The organism is Geminicoccaceae bacterium (assembly GCA_020638465.1).
Lineage (GTDB): Bacteria > Pseudomonadota > Alphaproteobacteria > Geminicoccales > Geminicoccaceae > JAGREO01.
On record JACKIM010000002.1, the window covers coordinates 825395 to 849828 of the forward strand.

The window sequence follows — 24434 nt, forward strand, 5'->3', positions numbered from 1 at the left end:
GGCGGGAAACTTGGACGTCAGCACCCTCAATTCGACCTCGACGGCCGGAACCGGCAAGGCTGCAAGGAGCAGCAATACCCTTGCCGGCGATTTCGACACCTTCCTTTCGCTCCTGACCACGCAATTGCAGCAGCAGGACCCGCTCAGTCCGATGGATGCGGAAAAGTTCACCTCCCAGCTGGTCCAGTTCTCCTCGGTCGAGCAGGCCATCGAGACGAACAGTCAACTCGAGAAACTGATCGACTTGATGGGTTCGAACATGACCAACGCCGCCATGTCGTACCTGGGCCGGGAGGTCGAGATCGAAGGGGGCAATGTCGAGCTTGCCGACAGCGGATCGGCCAGCTTTGCCATCGATATCCCCGATGGTACCGGTAACGTGTCGGTGAGTGTCCTCGACGAATCCGGCAACGTTGTCCGCAAGCTTGCCGGACCCGCGGAATCGGGACTGCAGACCGTCACCTGGGATGGCCTTTCCGAGCGCAACGAGCGGTTACCCTCCGGCGCCTATCGCATCGAGGCATCCGGAATCGATGCCAATGGCGATCCACTCACCATCGCCACACGCGGTCACGGCATCGTCGATGCCATCGAGACCATCGATGGTGAACCCAAGCTTCTGGTCAACGGAGCTCCGTTCAGCATCGACAGCGTCCTTGCCGTTCGCACATCGGCCGCTGCCTGAGGCGGGGGTGCTTCAATAACACAAGACCGTCCGGACAGCGGGCGGGCCTCAATCGGTTGATAAAGTTGGAGAATGAGAAATGAGTCTGTTCGGATCGCTGTTTGCGGGTGTTTCCGGGCTCTCGGCGCAGAGCAAGTCGATGGGGATGATTTCCGATAACATCGCCAATGTGAATACGACTGCCTACAAGGGAACGGCCGCGCATTTTTCAAGCCTGGTCACCGGGAGCCAGTCTCCGACATCCTATTCGCCCGGCGGCGTGCGTTCATTCGCGCAGGCGGATGTCACTCGCCAGGGACTGATCCAGTCCTCGTCCTCGGCGACCGATGCGGCCATCTCCGGTGGCGGCTTCTTCGTCGTCAATTCCGAACCGACCGCCGACGCCATCAGCGGCGAGCAGCTCTACACGCGGGCAGGCGCCTTCAATCCCGACTACCTCGGCAATCTCGTGACGCCCAGCGGTTTCTACCTGCAGGGCTGGGCGCTTGATGCCAATGAGGACATCATCGACATCAACAAGCTCGAAACGGTTAATGTGGCGATCGTCAACGGTCTCGCCACGTCGACCACGAATGTCGAGATCGGTGCCAATCTCGATGCCGATCAGACCGAGTACGGCAATGTTCCGCCCTATGATGCCACGCTGGCCACCGCCGGCTCCGTCAACATGGCCAGTGGCGGTGTGGAGCCGCAATTTTCGCGCAAGATCCAGGTCTGGGACAGCCTGGGCCGGCCGCAGAACCTGACCATGGGGTTCCTCAAGACGGCTCCCAATGTCTGGGAGGTCGAGATCTATGCCACCGATCCGGCCGATGTCGTCGCCCCCGATGGCCTGGTGACTTCCGGGCAGATCACGTTCGATGGCAGTGGCACGCCGCTGGCCAACACGATCACTGATGCCAACATCACCTGGTCGGTTGCATCGGGTGCCGATCCCAGCACGATTTCCTTCGACTTCGGTAGCATCGGCGAGGTCGATGGCCTCACCCAGTTTGCCAGCCCCACCAATGTTGCTTTCGTGCTGCAGAATGGTGCCGAGGTGGGTGAACTCAACGGCGTCAGCATCAACGAGGAAGGTTATGTGGTCGCCTCGTTCACCAATGGCGAGGAACGCCGTCTCTATCGACTGCCGATCGCCACCTTCGCCAATCCGTCAGCGCTCGATCCACGATCGGGCAATGTATTTTCCCAGACCGATGCATCGGGTGAATACAACCTCCGGTTTGCTGGATCGGGTGGCGCCGGTCGTCTGGCGACGAGTGCCCTCGAAGCCGCAAATGTCGATCTCGCCGATGAATTCACCAAGATGATCATCACCCAGAGAGCTTATTCCGCAAGTGCCCGTGTCATTACGACGACGAATGACATGTTGGATGAGCTTATCCAGATCAGTCGTTGATGAATAAAGGAAGGGACGAGTTATGGATAAATTCTTTTTACCATGCCCGTTAGTGCCGATTTAAAAGTTACAGGGTCAAAATGGCTCGATGAAAGAATCGACAGTAATCGATCTGTTATTGATGGAGAACCCTGATGTCGGACACTGAGTGTGACCGCCCGACTTCGGTCGTCGGACCCAATGGAACGCTGCTCAGCCTCGAAACCTTGCCCCCTCCCGACACCCGTCGTTGGGTGGCGCGCCGCAAGGCCGAGGTCGTGGCGGCCGTCCGGGCTGGATTGTTGACCTTCGAGGAGGCCTGCGAGAGATACAATATATCGGCGGAGGAATATTCCTCCTGGGAGCGGGCGATCGACCGCCATGGAATGGGTGGGCTGCGCGTGACCAGGTTGCAGGAGTTTCGCGAATGAGGCTTTCGTCCGGCAATGGCTGCATGGGAGGCCAGCGACCGCGACAATGGTGATGAACGCTGATGCGTCGTCTCTTCCTGCCTGAAATGTCATTCAAAGGGGCCGGTTCGGGCCGAACCCGGCGAGGGAGTGGTTCCAGCGGGTTGCGGCTGTTAACGTTTTGTTCAGTAGCGCTGCACTAGTCTCCCGAAACAGCCGGTTTTTGCCGGAGTGTTTTCGAGGAGCAACCGGGCGGCGATGGCAGAAGAGCTTCAAGCATTGGCCGATGGCGGGCAGGAGGTGGCGCCCCTGCTTGCCGACGCCCCGCCGACGCTGGTCGAGCAGCTGCGCATGCTCGGCCCGTCCCGCATTGTCGCGATCGGTCTCGTCTTCCTCGCCTTTTTCGCCTTCCTTGCCTTCCTCGGGAGCCGGGCGCTCGAACCGCGCATGACCTTGCTCTATTCGGGGCTGGAGATTGGCGACAGCCAGGCCATCGTGCAGAAGCTCGAGGCGCTCGGCGTCAGCTACGAGCTGACGCCCAACGGCGATGCGATCATGGTGCCCGAGGACCAGGCGCTGCGTCTGCGCATGTCCCTGGCCGAGGAAGGGCTGCCGGGCGGGGCGGTCGTCGGCTACGAGATCTTCGACGAGAGCTCCGGTTTCGGAACCACCGATTTTCTATCCAATGTCAACCTCAAGCGCGCGCTCGAAGGAGAGCTCGCAAGGACCATCGGCAGCCTGAAGCCCGTCCGCGCGGCGCGTGTCCATATCGTCATGCCGAAGCGCCAGCTGTTCCAGCGCGATGCCGACAAGCCCACGGCTTCGGTCTTCGTGTCGATGCGTGGCGGGCATGTCCTCGAGGGACGCGAGATCGATGCAATCCGCAATCTGGTTGCGGCGGCCGTTCCGGGGCTTAGCGCCAGTCAGGTCACGGTACTCGATGATTCGGGCAACCTTCTCGCGCGCAGCGATGAAGAAGGCTCGCAATCCTATGCCCTCGATGAAGAGGATGCCTATCGCCGCTCGCAGGAACAGCGGATCAAGCAGAAGATTGTCCAGTTGCTCGAACGCAGTGTCGGTGTCGGCCGGGTCGATGCCGAAGTCGCGATGGAGCTGACGTTCGACGAGATTTCGACGACGGAAGAAACCTTCGACCCCAACAGCCAGGTGGCGCGCAGCACCCAGACGGTCGATGAACAGAGTGATTCCACCGATCAAAGACCCAACCGGACCGTGAGCGTCGCCGGCAATCTGCCGACCGCGCAGGCTCAGGGCGATGCGGCCACATCGTCCGAAAATTCCAATCGCACCGAAGAGACAGTCAATTACGAGATCTCGCGCACGGTGCGTAGCCAGACACGCCGAGGCGGGCAGATCAAGCGGATATCGGTCGCTGTCCAGGTTGACGGCATCTACCAGGCGGGTCCGGACGGGACACAGGTCTACCAGCCACGTTCGCAGCAGGAACTCGACGAGCTCGAGACGCTGGTGCGCTCGGCTGCCGGTCTCGATGACGAACGCGGCGACAGCGTATCGGTGATCAGCCGGCGCTTCGTGGTTCCCGAGGTCGAGCCGATCGAGGACGAGGGCTTCCTGTCGCTCGACAAGGCTGACTACATGCGCTTCGGCGAACTCGGCATGATCGCACTGACCGCCCTGCTGGTCATTCTCCTGGGCATCCGGCCCGCTCTCAAGCGGATCGTGCCGGAGAACCGGATCTCGCCGAACAAGGAGGCGACCTCGGTCATCATGGGCCGTGACGGCAAGCCCCTCCTGGTTCACGCCGCCACCGGCTCGACCATCACCGTCGACGAGCATGGCCGACCGGTGGTCCTGCGCCAGGGAACGCCTATCGAGCCGGAAATGCTCGAACACCACAGCGAGCCCGAAACCGACGATGGCGATCATCCGAGACGCAAGGGTTCAGGCAATCCGGACGAGGAGGTCGACGAGGACGAGGCCGTTCACCTGACCCATGTCCGGGGCAAGGTGAAACTCGCCCTGATCAACGAGGTCGCCGACGTCATCAACAATCGTCCCGAAGATGCCATCCGGGTTATCCGCAGCTGGCTGCAGATGGAGTAGGAGGAGGAACGTTCCATGGCGCAGTCCTTGCAATTCGACAAGCTGAGTGGCGGCGAGAAGGCAGCGATCCTGATGCTGGCGCTCAACGAGGACCAGGCGGCCTCGCTGTTTTCGAGGCTTGAGCTGGACGAGGTGAAGGAGATTTCCCAGACCATGTCGGTCCTTGGCCGGATCGACAATGTCATTGTCGAGAACGTGCTTGCCGATTTCAACGACAGGCTGTCGTCGTCGGGCGGTGTGGTCGGCAGCTTCGATACCACCGAAAAACTGCTGACACGCTTCCTCGACAACGAGCGCGTCGAACTGATCATGGAAGAGATCCGCGGCCCGGCCGGTCGGACCGTCTGGGACAAGCTCGGCAACGTCAACGAGAACGTGCTCGCGTCCTATCTGAAGAACGAATACCCGCAGACCGTCGCCGTGGTCCTGTCGCGGATCGAACCTGCCCACGCTGCCCGCGTGCTGAGCAGTCTTCCCGATGATTTCGCCGTGGAAGTCGTCATGCGCATGTTGCGCATGGAAGTGGTGCAAAAGGACATCCTGGCCGACGTCGAAAAGACCCTCAGGGCCGAGTTCATGAGCAATCTCGCCCGGACCATCCGCCGGGACAACCACGAGGTCATGGCCGAAATCTTCAACTACTTCGATCGCGCCACCGAGAATCGCTTCATTACCACCCTTGAGGAGCGCAGCAAGGAATCGGCCGACCGCATCAAGGCACTCATGTTCACCTTCGAGGATCTCGTCAAACTCGATTCCTCGGGCATCCAGACGCTCTTGCGCAATGCCGGCAATGACCGCATCGGCATCGCGCTCAAGGGCGGGACCGACAAGGTCAAGGAGCTGTTCTTCTCCAACATGTCCGAGCGCGCATCGAAGATCCTGCGCGAGGACATGGAAGCCATGGGACCCGTGCGGATGCGTGACGTCGAGGAGGCACAGCAGTTCCTGGTCAACATGGCCAAGGAACTGGCAGCTTCGGGTGAGATCTTCCTTGCCGACGGCAAGGAAGACGAACTGGTGTACTGACGATGAGCGATCCCTTCGCCAGGAGGCGCGATCTCGGCGGTGCCTCGATCATTTACGAGAACAGCTCGCCGCGTTGGCATCCGCCCGAGCGGCTTGACGAACGGCTGCATCCGAGTTGGCGCGAAATCCGTCGTCAGATGCCCGACGAGCCCGAGGACGTCGTGCCGGAGAGCCAGCAGGTCGAGCCGCCGGCGACCGAGATTGCCTTCAGCGAAGCCGATGTCGCGCGCATGTGCGCCCGGGCCGCTGCCGATGCCCGCCAGAATGCGCTTGAGATCCAGCATAACCTCAATCAGGCGCGGCTTGCCTCGCTTGCCGGCGACTTCACCCGGTCGCTGGCGGGTGCCGAGCAGGCCCGCAACGAACTGCTCGATCACGCACGCGGACAACTGGCGCTCGTCCTCAAGACCGCGATCGATGCCATCGAGGCCGATGAGGCGACACGCCCTCGTGACGAGGATGTCGTGCGGTTCGTGCGTCAGTGCGTCGCCCGCCTGGACCACCCCGATGAAGTCCGTGTCGAGGTCGCTCCTGACATCGCGGGGGTGGTGGAACAGGGAATTGAGGGCATGCGCCGGGAACTGTCGCTCGAAACCCGGATCCTGGTCAGACCGTCAGCGGCGTTCGAACCCGGTCAGGTGAGGGTGTCCTGGCGGGACGGTTGGGCGGAAAGCGATCCCGGACAGGTGGAGCGTGTCGTGCGCGAGCATCTGGCGATCCTGATCGGCGAAGGGACGCGAGCTGCCGGCGAGGAGGCCGGTTGTGCGGACGGGAGCGACAAGGCGACGTTTTCGCCGGATGGTTCATCGGCGCCGGAGGTGCCGGGAGAGGTTGACGAGGAAGAGCCATGAGTGAGCATGACGACGATATCGAGGATGTGGTTGAGAGCGAACAGGCGCCGCGGAAAAGCGAACCCGCGAAGGTCACGCCCGCGGAGGCGCTCAGCGCCGTCTACGATATCCCGGTGCAGCTGGCGGCCGTGCTCGGGAAGACATCGATGCCTGTCAACCAGCTTTTGAGGCTGGGGCGAGGCGCCGTTGTCGAACTTGACCGGCGGGTGGGCGAGCCGATCGACATTTACGTCAACAACCGGCTTGTGGCGCGCGGCGAGGTTCTCGTCGTCGATGATCACCTGGGTATCACCATGACCGAGATCATCAAGAGCGAGCAATAATGGCCAAGGCCCCTGCCGGACGTCGGTCCGGCGAGCAACTGTTTGCCGATCCGGCTGCGATCCTGGGGTTGATCGCGGTCATCGGCATGGTTCTCGCCGCCATCCTCCTCGGCGGCCGGCCGGCAGCCTTCGTCGACCTGCCATCGATCTTCATCGTGATTGGCGGCACGGTGGCCCTGACGATCACCAGTTTTCCCTTCGACGATATCAAGCATGCACCGCGCACGATTGTCCGTGCCCTGTCGCCGCGCGGTCAGGGATCGCCGCGCCGTATAGCGCGCGAGGGACTGGCCATTGCCGATCTGGCGCGACGGGGGGATCTCCGCCAGATCGAGACCCGGTCCGGTACGCTGGCGCAGCGGCCGATCCTGCAGCGCGGCCTCGAGATGATCATCGACGGCGCCAGGTTGAACCAGGTCGCACCCGCCTTGCAGCGCGAGGTCGAGATCCTCGACGAGCGGCGTCATCGTGCGGAAAGCATCCTGCGCCGGGCGGCCGACATCGCACCGGCCATGGGGCTCATCGGCACCCTCATCGGCCTCGTGCAGATGCTCGGGCAACTCGATGATCCATCAGCGATCGGGCCGGCCATGGCAGTCGCACTGCTCACGACCTTCTACGGTGCCGTCATCGCGCATGCGATTCTCACGCCGCTGGCCGAACGCCTGTCGAAGATGAGTGAGACCGAGAGATTGCACCATGAAATACAGCTGCTTTGCGTGATGTCGATCGCCGAGCGGGAAAATCCGCGGCGTCTCGAATCGCTGCTCAACGGCCTGTTGCCACCCTCCGAGCAGCTGGAGGAGTTCGGATGAGCGACGGGAGGCGCGCGAGCCGGCGACCGTCAGCAACAGTCTTCAAGAGGGGACGGATATGCGTCTGATCATCATCGGTGAGCATGGCGAGGAGGTCGGCGAAGCCAGCCGCATCGCCGCCGGCCGTGGTGCCGATGTCCGCCACGTGGCCACGCTCGATGCCGCCCTGGCGTCGTTGCGCGGTGGGCAGAGTGCCGACGTGATGCTGATCGAAGTCGGACGCGATATCGCCGGAGCGATCCGTGCGCTTGCCGCCGAGCACATCCACCTGCCGGTGATTGCCTTCGGCATCGACAGCAGGCCCCGCGAGGCGGTCGATGCCATTCGTGCAGGTGCCAGGGAGTTCCTGCCGCTGCCACCTGACCCGGAACTGATTTCGGCCATTCTTGAGGCTGTGTGCGAGACCCGCGATGAACTGATCTTCGAGGATCCGGCGATGGGGCAGGTGATGGCTCTGGCGCGACAGTTCGCCCCGGCCGACGCGAGCGTGCTCATCACCGGCGAGAGCGGGACGGGCAAGGAGGTGATGGCCCGCTTCATCCATCAAAACAGCCGCCGGGCAAGATGCCGTTTCATTTCCGTCAACTGCGCGGCGATTCCCGAAAACCTGCTCGAATCCGAACTTTTCGGCCATGAGAAGGGAGCCTTTACCGGTGCCAGCGCCCGGCGCATCGGCAAGTTCGAGGAGGCCCATGGAGGCACCTTGCTGCTCGACGAGATCACGGAGATGGACGTGCGCCTGCAGGCCAAGCTGTTGCGGGTCATTCAGGAGCGCGAAATCGACCGGGTGGGGGGCAGCAGGCCGGTCAAGGTCGATATCCGCCTGATCGCCACCAGCAATCGCGACCTCGACGAGGCCGTCGCAGAAGGTGTATTCCGCGAGGATCTCCTCTACCGGTTGAATGTCCTCAATCTGCACCTTCCGCCGCTTCGCGCCCGTCCTCGCGACATCGTCACGCTTGCCCGTCACTTCGTGGTCAAGCACTCGGCCACCAATGGCCTGCCGCAGCGCGAATTGTCGACCGCTGCCATCGGACGATTGCTGGGAAACAGCTGGAAGGGCAATGTTCGCGAATTGGAGAATTGCATCCATCGGGCAGTGCTGCTGGCCCAGGGAGCGGAGATCGATGCCGACGCCATCATCCTGAGCGGCCAGCCGCGACCGGATGCCGAAAGCAGTTCGCGCGAGGGGGCACTCGTCGGCCGGACCGTGGCCGATGTCGAGCGGGGTCTGATCCTCGAGACCCTGGATCATACGATGGGCAACCGCACCCACGCCGCGACCATTCTCGGCATTTCGATCCGTACCTTGCGCAACAAGCTCAAACAGTATGGGGCGGAGGGCATGAGCATCCCACCCGCTCCGAACGAGGTCGCGACGCCGTTCGTGGCCGGTAGCAGCAGGCACTAGCAGTCATGGCCACCGATCTGGGAAATCTGCGCAGGGACGTCGTTCCGCAAGTGGTGAACACCCTGCGTCAGAGCGATATTCTCATGGCACTCGGGGTCATCGGTATCCTGGTGGTGCTGATCCTGCCGCTGCCCGGTTTTCTCCTCGACGTTCTGCTCGCCCTGTCGATCACGTTCTCGGTGATGGTCCTGCTGACCTCGCTGTTCATCGAGCGTCCGCTCGATTTCAACTCGTTTCCGACCGTCCTGCTGATCGCCACCATGCTGAGATTGTCCCTCAATCTCGCATCCACCCGTCTCATCCTGGCGCACGGCCATGAGGGGACCGATGCCGCGGGGCAGGTGATCGAGGCCTTTGGCGGCTTCATCATGCAGGGCAATTTCGTCATCGGCATCATCGTCTTTGCGATCCTCGTCATCGTGAATTTCGTCGTGATCACCAAGGGGTCGGGACGAATTGCCGAGGTTGCCGCGCGGTTCTCGCTCGACGCCATGCCCGGCAAGCAGATGGCCATCGACGCGGACCTGTCGGCCGGTCTGATCGACGAGGGCACGGCCCGTCTGCGCCGTCGCGAGCTTGAGGAGGAGAGCGCCTTCTTCGGCGCCATGGACGGTGCCGCGAAGTTCGTGCGCGGCGACGCGATCGCGGGCCTGATGATCACATTCATCAACCTCGTGGCCGGTCTCATCATCGGTGTCGGCCAGATGGGCATCAGTTTTTCCGAGGCCGCCACCAGCTATACCATCCTGACCGTTGGCGACGGCCTTGTCTCGCAGATTCCCGCCCTGATCGTTTCCACGGCAGCGGGTCTCCTCGTCTCCAAGGCCGGTGTTTCCGGGCGCGCGGATGTGGCGCTTGTCAGCCAGCTTGGTGCCTTTCCCCGCGTGCTTGGCGTGACCAGCGGACTGCTGACGCTGCTGGCCGTCCTTCCCGGCCTGCCGGCCCTGCCGTTCCTGGCGCTGGCCGGCGGCACGGGATATCTGGCGTGGCGCATGGCCAGGCAGGCCGCCGATACGGTCGAGACCGGCCAGCAGGCCGAAAAGGAGGCGAAGGCCGTCGAACCGCCGGCGGAAGAGCCCATTGCCAATATCCTGCACATTGATCCGATCCGGCTCGAGTTGGGCTACGGCCTCCTGCCGCTCATCAGCGACAGTGCGGCGGGCCGGCTCACGGACCAGATCAAGGCATTGCGACGCCAGCTCGCTTCCGAACTCGGGTTCGTCATGCCGTCGGTGCGCATCCAGGACAACATCCAGCTTCCGGCCAATACCTATGTGGTCAAGGTCAAGGAGATGGAGGCAGGGCGCGGCGACATCCGTCCGAACATGCTGCTGGTCATGGATCCGCAGGGCGGCGATATCGCCCTGCCGGGCGAACAGACGACGGAGCCCACCTTCGGTCTCGCGGCTGCGTGGGTCGCGCGCTCCATGCGCGAGGAGGCGGGCTTCAAGGGGTATACGGTGGTGGATCCGGCAACGGTCGTCACCACCCACATCACCGAGCTGGTCAAGGACAACCTTGCCGACATGCTCACTTTTGCCGAGACGCAGAAGTTGCTCAAGGAACTTGACGATGACTACCAGAAATTGCTGACCGACCTCGTTCCGGGCCGCATCAGTGCCGCAGGCATCCAGCGCGTGTTGCAGGGGCTGCTGGCCGAGCGGGTCTCGATCCGCGACCTGCCGTTGATCCTTGAGGCCATCGGCGAGGCGCTGAGCCACACCCAGAACGTCGTCTTCATCGTCGAGCATGTCCGCGCGCGGCTTGCCCGCCAGATCAGCAATTCGGCAACAGGTCCCGGTGGCTACATTCCCCTTTTGACGCTTTCCGGCACATGGGAGAGCGGTTTTTCGGATGCGCTGGTCGGCCAGGGGGACGAACGGCAACTGGCCATGGCGCCGGGCAAGCTCCAGGACTTCATCCGCGCCATGCGCGATGCATTCGAAAAACAGGCCATGCGCGGCGAACTGCCGGTGATCGTCACCTCGCCGGCCATCCGCGCCTATGTCCGCTCGATCGTCGAACGGTTCCGCCCGGCAACCGTGGTACTGTCACAGAACGAGATCCATCCCAAGGCCAGGATCCGCACGCTCGGGCAGATCTGACCGATGGCCGGAATGACACCGCTGCCGCCGGGAATGCCCTTGATGACCGGCAATGCCGCGTCGGGTGGCGAGGGGCCGGACGCAATCGATGGTCTGCGACGGGATACGGCCACCACCGCCAATCTGCGCCGCCTCGATCTCACGGTGGCCGATGCCATGGGCAGACAGGTCGTGACCCGTGGCCAGGCCGGGCAGGTGGCCCTCGAACTGTCGCAGCCGGTTCCCGGCGGAACGCGCCTGACCGTCGAACTGCCCGCGGCGGGACGGCCCCGGCCGGGCATGAACCTGCCCATCGTCGAGATGGATGGCAAGCCTACGGCGACAGCCCAATCCGCGCGGGTGATCGACATCCGTACCATCGACACCGTTCCGGCGCGTCCGGGACCGGTGGTGCAGGCCCAGTTGCTCCGGGACGGAAGCCCGGTCCAGGGCGCAAGCATCGACATCCGCATTGCACCGCGACCGCTGCCGGCTGCCAGCCCTCCTGTCATGCCGGCCATGCACCCTCCGGTGGTCCCGTCGCCCGACATGTCCCCGCCATCGGCTGGCCTGCCCCGACCTGCCATGCAGCCGGCGGCAGGCGGCATGGTCGTGGCGGTCGACGGGCGACCTTCGGCATGGCCGGCCGTCAACGCTTCCCATGCGCTGTCGGCGGCGGCGGCATCGCCCCCGATTGCACCGACAGTAACGGCATCGCCCGCGGCGACCGCCCCGGCACCAGCGACAGCGGCCATGCCGGCAACCGTCCAGGCCGGGACTGCGCCATTGGAGGGGACAGCCCGATCCCCCGTGCTTCCGTCATTGTCCCGCAGTGATGCGGTCGCGGATGGGCAGGCCGCAACGGGAAAGCCTGTTGTTGCGCCAGATGGACCCTTGCCTGCCAAGCCGGTATCGCCGTCCGCCGGCACCGTTGCGGCTCGGACACCTTTCCCTCCCGATGGATCCCGAACCGCGCCATCGCAGCCCTCGTATCCCGATGTGCGATCCGACGTGACCTTGCGGGTGCAGGGCCACATGATTGACGGACGTCCGCTGCTGGGGCTGGGGCAGGGGCAGTTGCGGATCGAGGTGCCCATGCCCGACCTTCCGGACGATGCGATCGTCGGTGTCAGCCTCGTCAGTCCCGTTCCGGCCGCAGCGTCCGACGGGGGATCGACGCTTGAGGATGGCGTGGAGATGCTGATGCGCGCGCTCATGATCCGCGCCGGTGCGGACCGGCCGACGCAGGGGCAAAGGCTGCCGGTGGACGAACGGCTGGCCCAACGGCTGATCAGTCGGGACGATGCCCTGCGCCGTTCCGCCGAAACGAGTGACCGGGCCGATGCCCCGACCCGGCACGGCCATGCTCCTGCCGAGCGGCCCCTGCCGGATACCGCCCGTCCGCCCATCCTCGACAGCGGCCCCGAAGGATGGCGCGGGTTCGCCGGAATGCTTGGCGACCAGGATCCGGGCGTCCCGCTGTCGCAATGGCTCAGGCGCGGGTCAGTCGACGATCGTGGACGTTCCGTCGACGACGACCACGATCACATGGCTATGACCCTCGAATTGAGCGAGATCGGCCGCGTACGCATCGATCTCTACCTCGATGGCAGTATCCTGCGTGCCGCGATCAGCACCGAACGCCCCCTTTCACCCGCCATCCGCATGAATATCGCTGACCTGTTCGGCGCTGCCCTCGAATTGACCGGACATGAGGGGCAGATCGTCTTCCGCAACGACCGTCGCCACACCGGCCAACCCGTCCACTCCCATCTCTCCACCCGCAGTTTCGAGGCCTGAAGGGCCGCGGGCATCCGATTCCGTGCGCGACGTTTCGAGTCGATACGGCCGGATGATTGATGATCGGCGGCGTATCGCCGGTGTTCGTCCGGGTCGTTCAGGCTGAAAAACCGGCGAATCGATGAACGTCTAAACGGCGTTGTTGAACGCGAGTCTATTTAACCTATAAAAAGCCAATGGAATCAATGAATTGGCGCGCCCTGCAGGACTCGAACCTGCGACCCTCTGCTTAGAAGGCAGATGCTCTATCCGGCTGAGCTAAGGGCGCTCAAGCAGGTGGGAGGGGTTATAGCAGAGCGATGGCCGGTGGCCTAGTCGGACATTCCCGTCAGATTCGGCGGGCAATCTCCGGTCCCGTCGAGAATGCGTCCGATGGCGTCTCAAGGAGCATGCGGTCGAGCCACCGCAGGGCCTCCGGGATCGAGGTGGCCAGGTCGGGGTCGGGCGGAAGGGACAGGCCGGGGCGCCGGATCATGATGGTGGTGACGCCAAGCTGGTCTGCCGCGTCGAGCCGGGCCAATCCGAACCGGCCGCCGGAATTCTTGCACACGAGATGGGTGACACGATGTTCGCCCATTACCGCTCGCTCGTCTTCGACCGTCGGATTGGCCGGCACATCGAGCCAGACCCCGTTTGTCGACCACCGTCGTGTGTCACAAGGATCGACGACGCGAAGGCCGAGCCATTCCGCCTTCGTACCGGCGAAGGCACGCGCGCTCTTGCGCCCGGTGGCAAGCAGGGCACGGCATCCGGCGGGCAGTGCACGGGCGGCCCCATCGAGGTCGTCCACCATTTGCCAGTGGGGCCGCCTCGGCCATGGCGGACGCAGGAACCGGAGACAGGGAATGCCTGTTTGCTGCGCTGCCCGTGCCACGGTCCGCGGATAGCGGGCGAAGGGGTGCGTGGCATCGACGATGCGTTCGAACCCTCCGTCGACGAGGAACCGTACAAGCCCGGCCTCACCGCCGAACCCGCCGACACGCAGGTTGCAGGGAAAGACCTGCGGCTGCCGGGTCTCGCCGGCCAGGCTCGCCGTCAGGTCATAGCGATCCGGACGGCGGCCGAGGCATCCGGCGAGCTGTCGGGCCTCGGCGGTTCCGGCCAGCATCAGGATCTTCACCGTGAATCTCCGCTGACAGCAATAATCCTGCCTTGTCGATCGACAACCATCGTGTCGATAGTCACCTGCGGATTGTCCAGCCATTCGATGGCCTGTCGGCGGGCACGGTCGGCAATCACCGCGGCCAGCCCGTCGCCACTGACTTCAAGGGCCTGCAGGGCGGTACGGCAATGCGCCAGGCGCCCGTCGCCGGTCATGGCGGCGAGAGCCTCGAAATCGACCTGGCTTCGCGAGGAATGCAGATCGCGCGCGCCCTGCGCGAGCTTGGCCATCTTGCCGATTCCGCCTGCAATGGTGACATGCGGAACGGGGCGGGTACGCAAGTAGCGCAACAGCCCGCCGGCAAAATCGCCCATGTCGAGCATGGCATGGTCGGCCAGTCCATAGTGCCGTTGTACCGCCTTTTCCGTGGTTGCACCCGTACAACCGGCGACATGGCGCAGGCCGGCAGCACGGGCCACGTCGATGCCCCGGTGAATCGACGCGATCCAGGCCGCACAGGAGAAGGGCCGGACGATGCCGGTCGTGCCAAGGATCGACAGGCCGCCTTCGATGCCCAGGCGCGGATTCCATGTCGATCGGGCGAGCTCCTCGCCGCCGGGAATCGAAATCTCGACCTCGACATCGCTCTCCTCGACCGCTGCACGCAGCATGGCCCGCGGTACGGGATTGATCGCCGGTTCGCCGGGCGGGATCGGGAGACCCGGCATCGTTACCATGCCGACACCCTCGCCGGCGCGAAACCGTACCCCGCCGCCATCGTCCATGCGCGTCACCCGGGCCCTCACGAGAGCACCGTGGGTTACGTCAGGATCGTCGCCCGCATCCTTGACGATCCCGGACGTGGCCCAGTTACCGCCGCGATCGCGGCAGGCCAGCATGAAGCGCGCTTCCTCGCCATGCGGCAGGCGGATGGTTACAGGATCGGGAAATTCCCCTTTTGTCAGCGCCACGAACGCGGACCGTGCCGCTGCCGTGGCACAGGCACCCGTGGTGAAACCGGTGCGCAGGGGACCGTCGGGTTTACGTGCCATGTGGAGAGTATAGGGGAGTCCCCGCCGTTCCCGAAGCCTCTCGAAGCGTCCGGCCATGGGGGAAACGGCAAGATCGCATGGCCGCATGCATCCTCGGCGAACCATGGTCTCGCGTCTTCGCGCTGTCCTGTCGTTCCGGTGTTTCCACCGGCCGTGAAAATGCTCTAGAGACGACGTCATGATGAAACTGCCCCCGATCGCAGGCGACCTTGACAGCTGGCCGGAGCTCGAACCCGGCTGGGTGTGGCTGGTTGGCGCGGGACCCGGCGATCCGGGCCTGTTGACCCTGCACGGCCTGAATGCGCTGCAGCAGGCCGACGTGATCGTCCATGACGCCCTTGTCGATGAGCGGATCCTCCTGTTTGCGAGACCTGATGCCGATGTGGAATATGCCGGCAAGCGTGGCGGCAAGCCGTCTTTGTTGCAGCGCGACATATCGCTGCGCCTGATCGAACTGGCGAAGGCGGGCAGGCGGGTCCTGCGGTTGAAGGGAGGGGATCCGTTCGTGTTCGGCCGCGGTGGCGAGGAGGCACAGACGCTCGTCCAGGCCGGTATTCCCGTGCGGGTCGTGCCGGGTATCACCGCCGGTGTCGGCGGGCTTGCCTATGCCGGCATTCCGGTGACCCATCGCGACATCAATCAGGCCGTGACGTTCGTGACAGGCCACGATCGGGACGGCCTGGCACCGTCGCGGGTAGACTGGAACGCCATCGCCAGGGCTTCCCCGGTGATCGTGCTGTACATGGCCATCAAGCATCTGGACGTCATCAGTGGACGGCTGCTGGCGGGCGGGCGCGACCCGGACGAACCCGTTGCCATTGTCACCGATGCCACCCTGCCGTCGATGCGGGTGCACGAGACCAGTCTCGCCCGTGCGGCGGTCGACGTGGTGCGCCACGGTATCGAGCCGCCCGCCATCGTCTGCATCGGCGCTGTGACCCTGATGCGCCAGGCGCTGGACTGGATCGGGCAAGCCCGCGGCGAGGCCCCGCGTTCGCTCGATCCGCTCGGGAGGCGCAACCGGCCGGAGGCAGGATGACGCCCGGCAGCGGCCGGCCGAAGGGGTTCGTGGTCAGCGCGCCGTCATCGGCCTGCGGCAAGACCGTGCTCACGCTGGGGATTCTTCGCGGACTGAAGAACAGAGGCCATCGGGTAAGATCGGCCAAGAGCGGGCCCGACTACATCGACCCGCGATTCCACGAGGCGGCAAGCGGCACGGTGTCGTTCAATCTCGACGGTTTTGCCATGGGCAGGGCGCGCATCGGCCAGCTCGCATCCACGGGTGAGGAAAATCTCGTTGTGGTCGAGGGGGCAATGGGGCTTTTCGACGGGGCGCCGCCAGACGGTCGAGGTTCAACGGCGGATGTCGCGGCCTTCCTCGGATTGCCCGTCGTGCTGGTGGTGAATGCCGGGCACATGAGCCATTCCGTCGCTGCCATCGTCGAGGGATTCCGGCGATTTCGCGAGGATGTCGCCGTCGCGGCGGTGATCCTCAACCGGGTGGGCTCCGCCCGCCATGGGGCGATGTTGCGCAGGGCCCTGGAACCCTTTGGCCTGCCGGTCATCGGTGCGGTGAGGCGCAGTGAAACGCTCGACCTGCCGTCGCGGCATCTGGGATTGGTGCAGGCGGGAGAACACGGCGACATGGAGACGTTCATCGCCCGGGCAGCGGATCATGTGGAGGACCATCTCGATCTCGACCTGTTGCTGTCGCTGGCCCGGCCGCTTCATCGTCATGGCAAGGCGGCCGGGCTGCCGCCGCTGGGGCAGAAGGTTGCCATCGCCTCCGACAGGGCATTCTCCTTCATCTATCAGCACTGGCTCGAAGACTGGCGGTCGGCGGGTTGTGAGTTGACGTTCTTCTCGCCGCTGGCCGATGAAGCGCCGGCGGGCGACAGTGACGCGGTGTTCCTTCCCGGCGGCTATCCCGAGCTGCATGCCGGGCGTCTGGCACGGGCAGGACGGTTCCGGGCGGCGATGCTGCGATTCCGGGGCCTGGTCTATGGCGAATGCGGGGGGTACATGACCCTCGGGCGAACCCTCACCGACGAGAGCGGCGAGGTGCACCCCATGCTGGGAATGCTGCCAGTGGACACAAGCTTTGCCGAGCGGCGCCGGCATCTCGGATATCGCCTGATCGAGGCCGAAGGCGGATTGCCGTGGTCGGTTCCGCTGGTCGGTCACGAATTCCACTATGCGACAACCGTCCGGGCCGGACCGGCGGCACCGCTATTTCGTGCCCGCGATGCCGAGGGCAACGAGCTCGAACCGATGGGCCTGCGTGCGGGACGGGTGATGGGTTCGTTCGCGCATGTGATCGATGCGGCCGACGGTGCCGGGATTGTCGCCAGCAAGCCGGGGCGCGGCCAACAGCCATCGTGACAGGATCAAGACGTTCCCGGTCCGGTGAATGTCACCCCTGCACGAAACGCTGCAGCCACTCCGGCAGCACGCTCGACGGCATCACCGGTCGAGGCGGCGATGGATCGTTGAACAGCGCGCGAACCGCATCCGCGGCCCGTTCGAGGTCGGCGATCGGCGTGACGGCCGTTCGCGGTTCCGGTTCGTCGCTGCCCAGCCAGCGGGCACGCCCGGCCTCGACCTGCCTGCGATGTATGATGCTGACATCGCGGGTGAGCCGCCGTGGCCCGATCGTCATGCCGAGCTTGTAGAAGAACGGTCGAAGGCTGAACTGGCGCAGGCGCTCGATCGGCGTGCGCGGTCTGACGGACCCGTCATCGGGCATCGCCGGGCGATGGGAGCCCGGGCCGCGCAACAGGTCGAAGATCATGACCGGCTTGCCGGTCTCGCAGGCTTCGGCCAGCATCGACATGGAATCGCAGGTGACGATGATCCGGTCGGCCAGCGCGAGAAATCCCATATAGGGATTGTCCGTGGCGTCGGGGGACCAGCGATAGATGACGGCCGGAACGTCGACCATACGCTCCAGCGCATCGACGGCCTCGCGCGGTGTGCGCGCACTGCTGGTGACCATGAGCGAACCGCCGGTCTCCCTTGCCAGGCGGTTGGCATGCCAGCCCAGCAACTCGCCGTTTTCGCGGTCCATGTCATAGGGACCGGCATTGCCGCCCATGATGACGGCAGTCCGCGGTTCGGGCAGGTGTTCGAGGCGCGTTTCCCACTGTCCGCGCGCCTCGACCAGGCGCCCGGCGTCGACCCGGTGCAGCGGGGCCTCGTTGTGCAGGATGTTGGGCTTGTCCGGCAGGCGGTATTGCGGCGTGGTGATGATGAGGTCGAAGCACTCGTGCAGCGCCCACGGGCGGCCGACATGCACAAGCCTCACCCGGTCGGGACCCGCCTGCTGCCGGATCCAGCGTACCAGCGGCTCGTTGCGGCGGCCGGCGGAGATGATGAGGTCGGGCCAGGGCGGCTCCAGCGGGCTGGATTTTTCCGGCACCAGCCCGGCCAGCGTCGGCCCGGCGAACAGGTTGGTCAGCAACTCGGTCTTGCGGTAGACCAGATGCTTTTCGATCACCGGCCAGCCGAGAGCTCCGGCGAGCGCCTTCAGCTGTCCGTTGTCGCCGGCCTTGTGGCCGAGCATCAGCCAAGTCACGGGATGGTCGCTCAAATATCCTGCCCGATCGAACGATAGACGTTGCGCGGCCAGCGTCGCTTGAGACACAGCCAGCTTTCCGGTTGCTCGCGGATCCAGCCCTCGAACAACCCGTAGGCCCGGCGGGTCATGTCTATGGCCTGCTCCATCGGAGTGCCGCAGCCGGGGTCGGGATCGATGGACGGCATGAAGGTGATGCGGAAATGCGCATCCTTCAGGCGCTGGATCCGCACCGGGACATAGTCGAGCTTCATCCGGATGGCAATCTGTGCGGCCGCGATGCCCGATGGCGTATCATGTCCGAAGAACGGTACATCCTGTCCCTCGTCATAGCGCTGGTCGAGCAGCAGGCCGAAATTGCGGCCTTTCTGCAGGGCCTTGATGATGCCCCGGACCGCCTGTTTTCTCGGGACCATCTCCACGCCCAGCCCCTCGCGGTAGTGCTGGACCATGGCATCGACGGCCCCGTTGGCCTGCGGCGAATAGAGGACGCTGAGCGGAAAGCGGGCCTTCCGGCTGCAACCGGCGGCAAGTTCCCAGTTGGCGAAATGTCCCGAAACGAAAATGGCCTGCCGCTCTCGACGGCGTATGGGCTCCATGTCGTAGTGTTCGACGATTTCGAGCCTTTCATCCGCTTCGGCAACGCAGATCTGTTCGAGATTGGGAAATTCTCCCATCACCCGGCCGATTTCCCGCCACGCCAGCCGCACCAGCGAACGCCGGCGGCTGTCCGGAAGACCGGGCAGGGCGACAGCGAGATTAGCGGACAGCATGGACGAACGCGACAGCAGGGGGCCGGTGACTCCGGCAATGCCCGCGGCAAGACGCCCCGCCCGATCGGGGCCGAGCTTCTTCGACAACCACCAGATCATCCGCAACATGCCCGTCTCGGCAGCCGCTATGAATGCTGAAAGACGCGGCTGGGCGCGAGCCTGGGCCTTGCCGCGATGAAATACGAAAGACTGCGCCAAAACAGGTCCACAACAACTCGGATCAACAGTTTTGCACATAATGTATGGGCGCTTCGGTTTCAATCGGTGGCATGGTCAGCGGGACAGGCCGTTTGGGCCGCTTGTGGCATTCCCGTGCCGCCTGCCAGCAGCCTGTTGTCGTCATGGGAGAGGATGAGGGAGTGTGCAGCATGTATGGACAACATCTGATCGACGGCCAATGGGTCGATTCGGAAAATGGCGAGACCGTGGAGGTGCGTTGTCCGAGCGATGGCGCGACCTTCGCGCGGCTGGCCGCGGGCGGTCCGGCGGAGATCGATCGTGCCGTGGCTGCGGCACGCCGGGCCTTCGAGGATGGCCCCTGGTCCGTTTCGACGGCCACCGCGCGCGGCCGGCTGCTGATGCGGCTGGGTGAGCTTGCCGCCGCCCGTATCGGGGAACTGGCGGGGATCGAGAGCCGGGACACCGGCAAGCCGTTGAAACAGGGACGGGCCGACATCATCGCGTTCGCCCGCTACTGCGAATATTACGGTTCGGCCGCCGACAAGGTGCACGGTGACACCATCCCGTTCATCGAGGGGCACGCGGCCATGACCGTGCGCGAGCCGCATGGCGTGGTGGGCAGCATCATTCCCTGGAACTACCCGATCCAGATCCTGGGCCGTGTGCTCGGTGCGGCCATCGCCATGGGCAACACGCTCGTCATCAAGCCGGCCGAGGATGCCTGCCTGTCGATCATCGAGGTGGGCCGGCTGCTCGACGAGGCGGGATTTCCACCCGGTGTGGTCAATATCGTCACCGGTTATGGCGAAACCGCCGGTGCTGCTCTCGCGGCGCATCCGGGTATCGACTTCGTCACCTTCACCGGATCGCCATCCGTCGGCACGTCGGTGCAGACGGCCGCTGCCGCCAACCATGTCGCCTGTACGCTGGAACTGGGAGGAAAATCGCCGCAGATCGTCTTCGACGATGCCGACATCGAAGCGGCACTTCCCGTTCTCGTCAATGCCATCATCCAGAATGCCGGGCAGACCTGTTCGGCCGGCTCGCGGCTGCTGGTTCAGCGAAGCATTCAGGAACGGCTCGTGGGTGCTCTCGCCAAACGCTTTGCAGCCCTGCGCGCCGGTCCGCATGACCGGGAACCCGACTGCGGGCCGCTGATCAGCCGCAAGCAGCGGGACCGGGTACAGGCGTTCATCGACAGGGCGGTCGCCGACGGTGTGGGAATTCTGGCGCAAGGCGAGGTGGTGGATGCCCCGGCCGGCGGCTATTACGTTCCGCCGACCCTCATGGGCCCCGTCCCTGCCGACCATGCCATCGCTCGCGAGGAAGTGTTCGGCCCGGTCCTGTGCGTGATCCCGTTCGACGACGAGGCCGACGCGCTACGCATCGCCAATGCCACCGACTATGGTCTTGTCGCCGGCATCTGGACCCGCGACGGCGCCCGGCAGATGCGCCTTGCGCGCAAGATCCGCGCAGGGCAGGTGTTCATCAACGCCTACGGTGCCGGAGGAGGAGTGGAACTGCCGTTCGGCGGCTACAGGAAGAGTGGCCATGGACGTGAAAAGGGTTTCGAGGGCCTGCTCGAATTCTCCCGGATCAAGACCATTGTCACCCGATACGAGTAATGCCTGGTTGTGTTGACCTTCTCCCGGCCCCGCGATGGACCCCGCATCGGGACAATCATCGGATCAAAAATACTGGCTTGAAGAGGATCTGATCGGTTCCCCTTCATGAAATTTTAGGAAAATACGGGCAGAAAGGGTTCGTCTCCCCATCAATAGGCCGGTTCGAGCGCCTGATGATCGGCGCTCGAACCGGCCTCGACTGCGTGCTGACGCAAGGCTGCTATTTCTTCTTGCGCCTGGGCGGGACGAGATCGGTAATCGTTCCCTCGAACATCTCGGCAGCCATGCCCACACTTTCCGACAGGGTCGGATGCGGGTGGATGGTCAGGCCGATGTCCTGGGCATCCGCGCCCATCTCGATGGCCAGCGCCACCTCGGCGACGAGTTCGCCGGCATTGGGACCGGTAATACCGGCGCCGATCACGCGGTCCGTCTCCTCATCGAACAGGAGCTTGGTCATGCCTTCCGTTCGGTTGAGAGAGATCGCCCGACCCGAGGCGGCCCACGGGAACACCCCCTTGCCGTATTTGACGCCTTTCGCCTTCGCCTCGTTCTCGGTCATGCCGACCCACGCCACTTCGGGATCGGTGTAGGCGACCGAGGGAATGACCCTGGCATCGAATGCCGACTTCTGGCCGCTGGCGACCTCGGCCGCCGTCTTGCCCTCGTGCACGGCCTTGTGGGCCAGCATCGGCTGCCCCACCAGATCGCCGATGGCGAAGATATGTGGTACATTGGTGCGCATCTGCCGGTCGACGGCGATGAAGCCACGCTCATCCACGACGACGCCCGCCTTGTCGGCGCCGATGAGCCTGCCATTGGGCTTGCGACCGACGGCTACCAGCACCTTGTCGAAGGTATCCGTCGAGGGAGCATCTCCACCCTCGAAGCTTACCACGAGGCCCTTCTTCTCGGCCTTGACCGCAGTGACCTTCGTCTTGAGGTAGATGTTCTCGTACTGGCCCTTGATGCGTTTCATCAGCGGAGTGATGACATCCTTGTCGGCACCGGGGATGATCTGGTCCATGAGCTCGACAATGGTCACCTTCGAGCCAAGTTCGTGATAGACGCAGGCCATCTCCAGGCCGATGATTCCTCCCCCCAGCACCAGAAGCCGCTTGGGGACATCCGCCAGTTCGAGAGCACCGGTGCTGTCCATGACCCGCGGGTCGTCATGCGGGATGAACGGCAGCGTGACCGGCTCGGAGCCCGCGGCGATAACCGCCTGATCGAAGCTCACCACCGTCGTCTTGCCGTCGTGCTCGACCTCGACCTCGTTGGACGAGATGAACCGGCCATGGCCGCGCACGACCTCGACCTTGCGCTGCTTCGCCATGCCGGAAAGCCCGCCGGTGAGCTTGCCGACGACGCCTTCCTTCCATTCGCGCAGCTTGTCGATGTCGATCTTCGGCTTGCTGAAGGAGATGCCGTGCGCGGACATTTCCTGCGCCTCGCTCATCACCTTGGCGGCATGCAGGAGCGCCTTGGATGGAATGCAGCCGACATTGAGGCAGACGCCGCCCAGCGTGTCCCAGCGCTCGACCAGAACCACCTTCCTGCCCAGATCGGCCGCGCGAAAGGCGGCGGTGTAACCGCCCGGCCCGGCGCCTAGGACGAGGATTTCGGCATGCTGGCCGGCCTTGCCCGATACGGGGGCGGCGCCGGGTGCAGGTTGCGACGGGGCAGCGGCCCCTGCCTTGCCGCCATCGGAGGCCGGGGTTCTGGCGACGGAGCCGCCCTCGACGACGCAGATGACGCTGCCCTGGCTGACCTTGTCGCCGACCTTGACCTTGACACTGGTGACCTTGCCGCCATCGGAGGCCGGAACCTCCATGGAGGCCTTGTCGCTTTCCAGCGTGATCAGGATGTCCTCGGCGGCGATCTCGTCGCCCTCCCTGACATGCACCTCGATGATCTCGACGTCCTTGAAGTCGCCGATATCGGGAACCCTGATGTCCATTTTCCTATCTCCCGATCACAGTGCCAGACGGCGAACATCCTCGATGACATGACACAAATGACGGGTGAAACGTGCCGCCAGCGCACCGTCAATGACCCGATGGTCGTAGGACAGGCAGACTGGCAGCATGTTGCGAGGCACGAACTCGCTGCCATTCCACACCGGCGCCATTTTCGAGCGCACCACGCCGAGGATCGCCACTTCGGGAGCATTGACAATGGGGGAGAATGCCGTGCCGCCGATACCGCCCAGCGAGGAGATGGTGAAGGTCGCGCCCTGAAGGTCGGCGGAGCCGAGCTTGCCGTCGCGGGCCCTGGCCGAAATATCCCCCATTTCGCGGGACAGTTCGTCGATGCCCTTGCGGTCGGCATCGCGGATCACCGGCACGACGAGGCCCTCGGGCGTGTCGACGGCGATCCCGACGTTGTAATAGCGCTTGTAGATCAGCGTGTCCTTGCCGGCCCCGAGAGAACTGTTGAACTCAGGGAACTTTCTCAATGCGGAGACAGATGCCTTGATGAGAAAGGCCAGTAGTGTAACGCGATACCCCTGGTCCTTGGCGGCCTTGTCCAGTTCCTTGCGGTAACTGTCCGTGTCGGTGATGTCTGCCTCATCGCAATGGGTGACAGCCGGCACATTGAGCCAGGCGCGATGGAGATGCGGCCCGGAAATCTTCTTGATCCGGCCCAGAGGCTTCTCCTCGATGGGGCCGAATTTCGAGAAATCGGGCAGGGGTACATCGGGAATGCCCGCACCGCCTCCGGCTGCGACGGCAGCGCCACCGCCGGAGCTCCCTTGCAGGAACGCCTTGACGTCGTCCCTAGTGATCCGCCCCTTCTCGCCGCTGCCGCTCACCTTGTGCAGGTCGATCTCCAGTTCGCGCGCAAGACGGCGTACGGACGGGCTCGCATGAACATCGGAAAAGTCGGGCAGTTGGCTTCCCGACGCCTTGGACGGCACCGGCGGTGCCGAGCTCCTTTCCGGCGAGGTGATCGGCTGGGCATCGCTTTCCTGATGGCCTTCGGGGGAAGGGGGCTCGACGGGAGCCGAGGCCTCCCCACCTTCGAGCATCATGATCAGCGTGCCCTCGGAAACCGTGTCGCCGACCTTGACCCTGACATCCACGACCTTTCCCGAGGCCGGGGAGGGAACCTCCATCGACGCCTTGTCGCTCTCCAGGGTGAGAACCGGGTCTTCGGCCGAAATTTCCTGCCCCGGCTCGACATGTACCTCGATGATCTCGACATCCTTGAAGTCGCCGATGTCGGGCACATGAATCTCGCGCACCGCACTCATG

The 24434-nt window shown here is 64.3% G+C and carries 20 protein-coding genes and 1 tRNA gene; 14 read left to right on the plus strand and 7 right to left on the minus strand.

All coding sequences use genetic code 11. The features are described 5' to 3' along the window. Window positions 1-10 precede the first annotated feature (10 nt). The 11 genes from H6851_14220 (at window position 11) to H6851_14270 (ending at window position 12871) form a co-directional block, all read left to right on the plus strand. Window positions 11-685: a hypothetical protein gene (locus H6851_14220; protein MCB9944761.1), complete on the plus strand. Its 675-nt coding sequence runs from the start codon at window positions 11-13 to the stop codon at window positions 683-685. Window positions 686-764: 79 nt separating this feature from the next. Beyond that, entirely contained in the window at window positions 765-2084 is a 1320-nt protein-coding gene (gene flgE / locus H6851_14225) for a flagellar hook protein FlgE (GenBank protein MCB9944762.1), read from the plus strand. A gap of 134 nt (window positions 2085-2218) precedes the next feature. Further along, a complete protein-coding gene (locus tag H6851_14230; protein ID MCB9944763.1) occupies window positions 2219-2494 on the plus strand; it encodes a DUF1153 domain-containing protein in 276 nt (91 codons plus the stop codon). A 237-nt stretch (window positions 2495-2731) separates the two neighbouring features. Beyond that, entirely contained in the window at window positions 2732-4558 is a 1827-nt protein-coding gene (fliF, locus tag H6851_14235) for a flagellar M-ring protein FliF (protein MCB9944764.1), read from the plus strand. 15 nt (window positions 4559-4573) lie between these two features. Continuing rightward, a complete protein-coding gene (gene fliG / locus H6851_14240; protein ID MCB9944765.1) occupies window positions 4574-5587 on the plus strand; it encodes a flagellar motor switch protein FliG in 1014 nt (337 codons plus the stop codon). A 2-nt stretch (window positions 5588-5589) separates the two neighbouring features. Continuing rightward, window positions 5590-6438, plus strand: a complete 849-nt coding sequence (locus H6851_14245; GenBank protein MCB9944766.1) for a hypothetical protein — start codon at window positions 5590-5592, stop codon at window positions 6436-6438. Further along, entirely contained in the window at window positions 6435-6761 is a 327-nt protein-coding gene (fliN, locus tag H6851_14250; GenBank protein ID MCB9944767.1) for a flagellar motor switch protein FliN, read from the plus strand. Before H6851_14245 ends, fliN begins: the two co-directional genes overlap by 4 nt. Continuing rightward, complete coding sequence (locus tag H6851_14255) at window positions 6761-7576, plus strand: MotA/TolQ/ExbB proton channel family protein (protein MCB9944768.1); 816 nt, start codon at window positions 6761-6763, stop codon at window positions 7574-7576. Before fliN ends, H6851_14255 begins: the two co-directional genes overlap by 1 nt. A gap of 58 nt (window positions 7577-7634) precedes the next feature. Next, window positions 7635-8987, plus strand: coding sequence for a sigma-54-dependent Fis family transcriptional regulator (locus H6851_14260; GenBank protein ID MCB9944769.1), 1353 nt, complete (start codon window positions 7635-7637; stop codon window positions 8985-8987). A gap of 5 nt (window positions 8988-8992) precedes the next feature. Continuing rightward, window positions 8993-11092: a flagellar biosynthesis protein FlhA gene (flhA, locus tag H6851_14265; protein MCB9944770.1), complete on the plus strand. Its 2100-nt coding sequence runs from the start codon at window positions 8993-8995 to the stop codon at window positions 11090-11092. Window positions 11093-11095: 3 nt separating this feature from the next. Further along, complete coding sequence (locus H6851_14270) at window positions 11096-12871, plus strand: hypothetical protein (GenBank protein ID MCB9944771.1); 1776 nt, start codon at window positions 11096-11098, stop codon at window positions 12869-12871. Window positions 12872-13062: 191 nt separating this feature from the next. On the opposite strand, the gene H6851_14275 is transcribed toward H6851_14270, so the two are convergent. From H6851_14275 to H6851_14285, 3 genes are all read right to left on the minus strand, one after another. Further along, window positions 13063-13139: transfer RNA gene (locus H6851_14275), tRNA-Arg, on the minus strand. 60 nt (window positions 13140-13199) lie between these two features. Then, window positions 13200-13991: a precorrin-6A/cobalt-precorrin-6A reductase gene (locus tag H6851_14280; GenBank protein MCB9944772.1), complete on the minus strand. Its 792-nt coding sequence runs from the start codon at window positions 13989-13991 to the stop codon at window positions 13200-13202. Next, the gene (locus tag H6851_14285; GenBank protein ID MCB9944773.1) at window positions 13988-15025 is read right to left on the minus strand and encodes a cobalt-precorrin-5B (C(1))-methyltransferase; all 1038 of its coding nucleotides are present in this window, start codon (window positions 15023-15025) and stop codon (window positions 13988-13990) included. The genes H6851_14280 and H6851_14285 overlap by 4 nt, the downstream gene beginning before the upstream one ends. A gap of 181 nt (window positions 15026-15206) precedes the next feature. Between H6851_14285 and cobA the strand changes: the two genes are divergently transcribed. Beyond that, window positions 15207-16064 (plus strand): uroporphyrinogen-III C-methyltransferase, encoded by an 858-nt coding sequence (gene cobA, locus H6851_14290; GenBank protein ID MCB9944774.1) that lies wholly within the window; start codon window positions 15207-15209, stop codon window positions 16062-16064. Then, entirely contained in the window at window positions 16061-17407 is a 1347-nt protein-coding gene (locus H6851_14295) for a cobyrinate a,c-diamide synthase (protein MCB9944775.1), read from the plus strand. The genes cobA and H6851_14295 overlap by 4 nt, the downstream gene beginning before the upstream one ends. 31 nt (window positions 17408-17438) lie before the next feature. Here the strand turns inward: H6851_14295 and H6851_14300 are convergent, their stop codons facing one another. Together H6851_14300 and H6851_14305 are read right to left on the minus strand one after the other, a co-directional pair. Beyond that, window positions 17439-18614 carry a mitochondrial fission ELM1 family protein gene (locus H6851_14300; protein MCB9944776.1) on the minus strand — a complete coding sequence of 392 codons (1176 nt, stop codon included), beginning with the start codon at window positions 18612-18614 and terminating at the stop codon, window positions 17439-17441. Then, window positions 18611-19570, minus strand: coding sequence for a lysophospholipid acyltransferase family protein (locus H6851_14305; protein ID MCB9944777.1), 960 nt, complete (start codon window positions 19568-19570; stop codon window positions 18611-18613). The genes H6851_14300 and H6851_14305 overlap by 4 nt, the downstream gene beginning before the upstream one ends. 143 nt (window positions 19571-19713) lie before the next feature. Between H6851_14305 and H6851_14310 the strand changes: the two genes are divergently transcribed. Beyond that, the gene (locus tag H6851_14310; protein MCB9944778.1) at window positions 19714-21177 is read left to right on the plus strand and encodes an aldehyde dehydrogenase family protein; all 1464 of its coding nucleotides are present in this window, start codon (window positions 19714-19716) and stop codon (window positions 21175-21177) included. Between the two features lie 220 nt (window positions 21178-21397). Here the strand turns inward: H6851_14310 and lpdA are convergent, their stop codons facing one another. After that, a complete protein-coding gene (lpdA, locus tag H6851_14315; GenBank protein MCB9944779.1) occupies window positions 21398-23137 on the minus strand; it encodes a dihydrolipoyl dehydrogenase in 1740 nt (579 codons plus the stop codon). 15 nt (window positions 23138-23152) lie between these two features. Next, entirely contained in the window at window positions 23153-24433 is a 1281-nt protein-coding gene (gene aceF, locus H6851_14320) for a dihydrolipoyllysine-residue acetyltransferase (protein MCB9944780.1), read from the minus strand. Window position 24434: the final 1 nt, after the last annotated feature.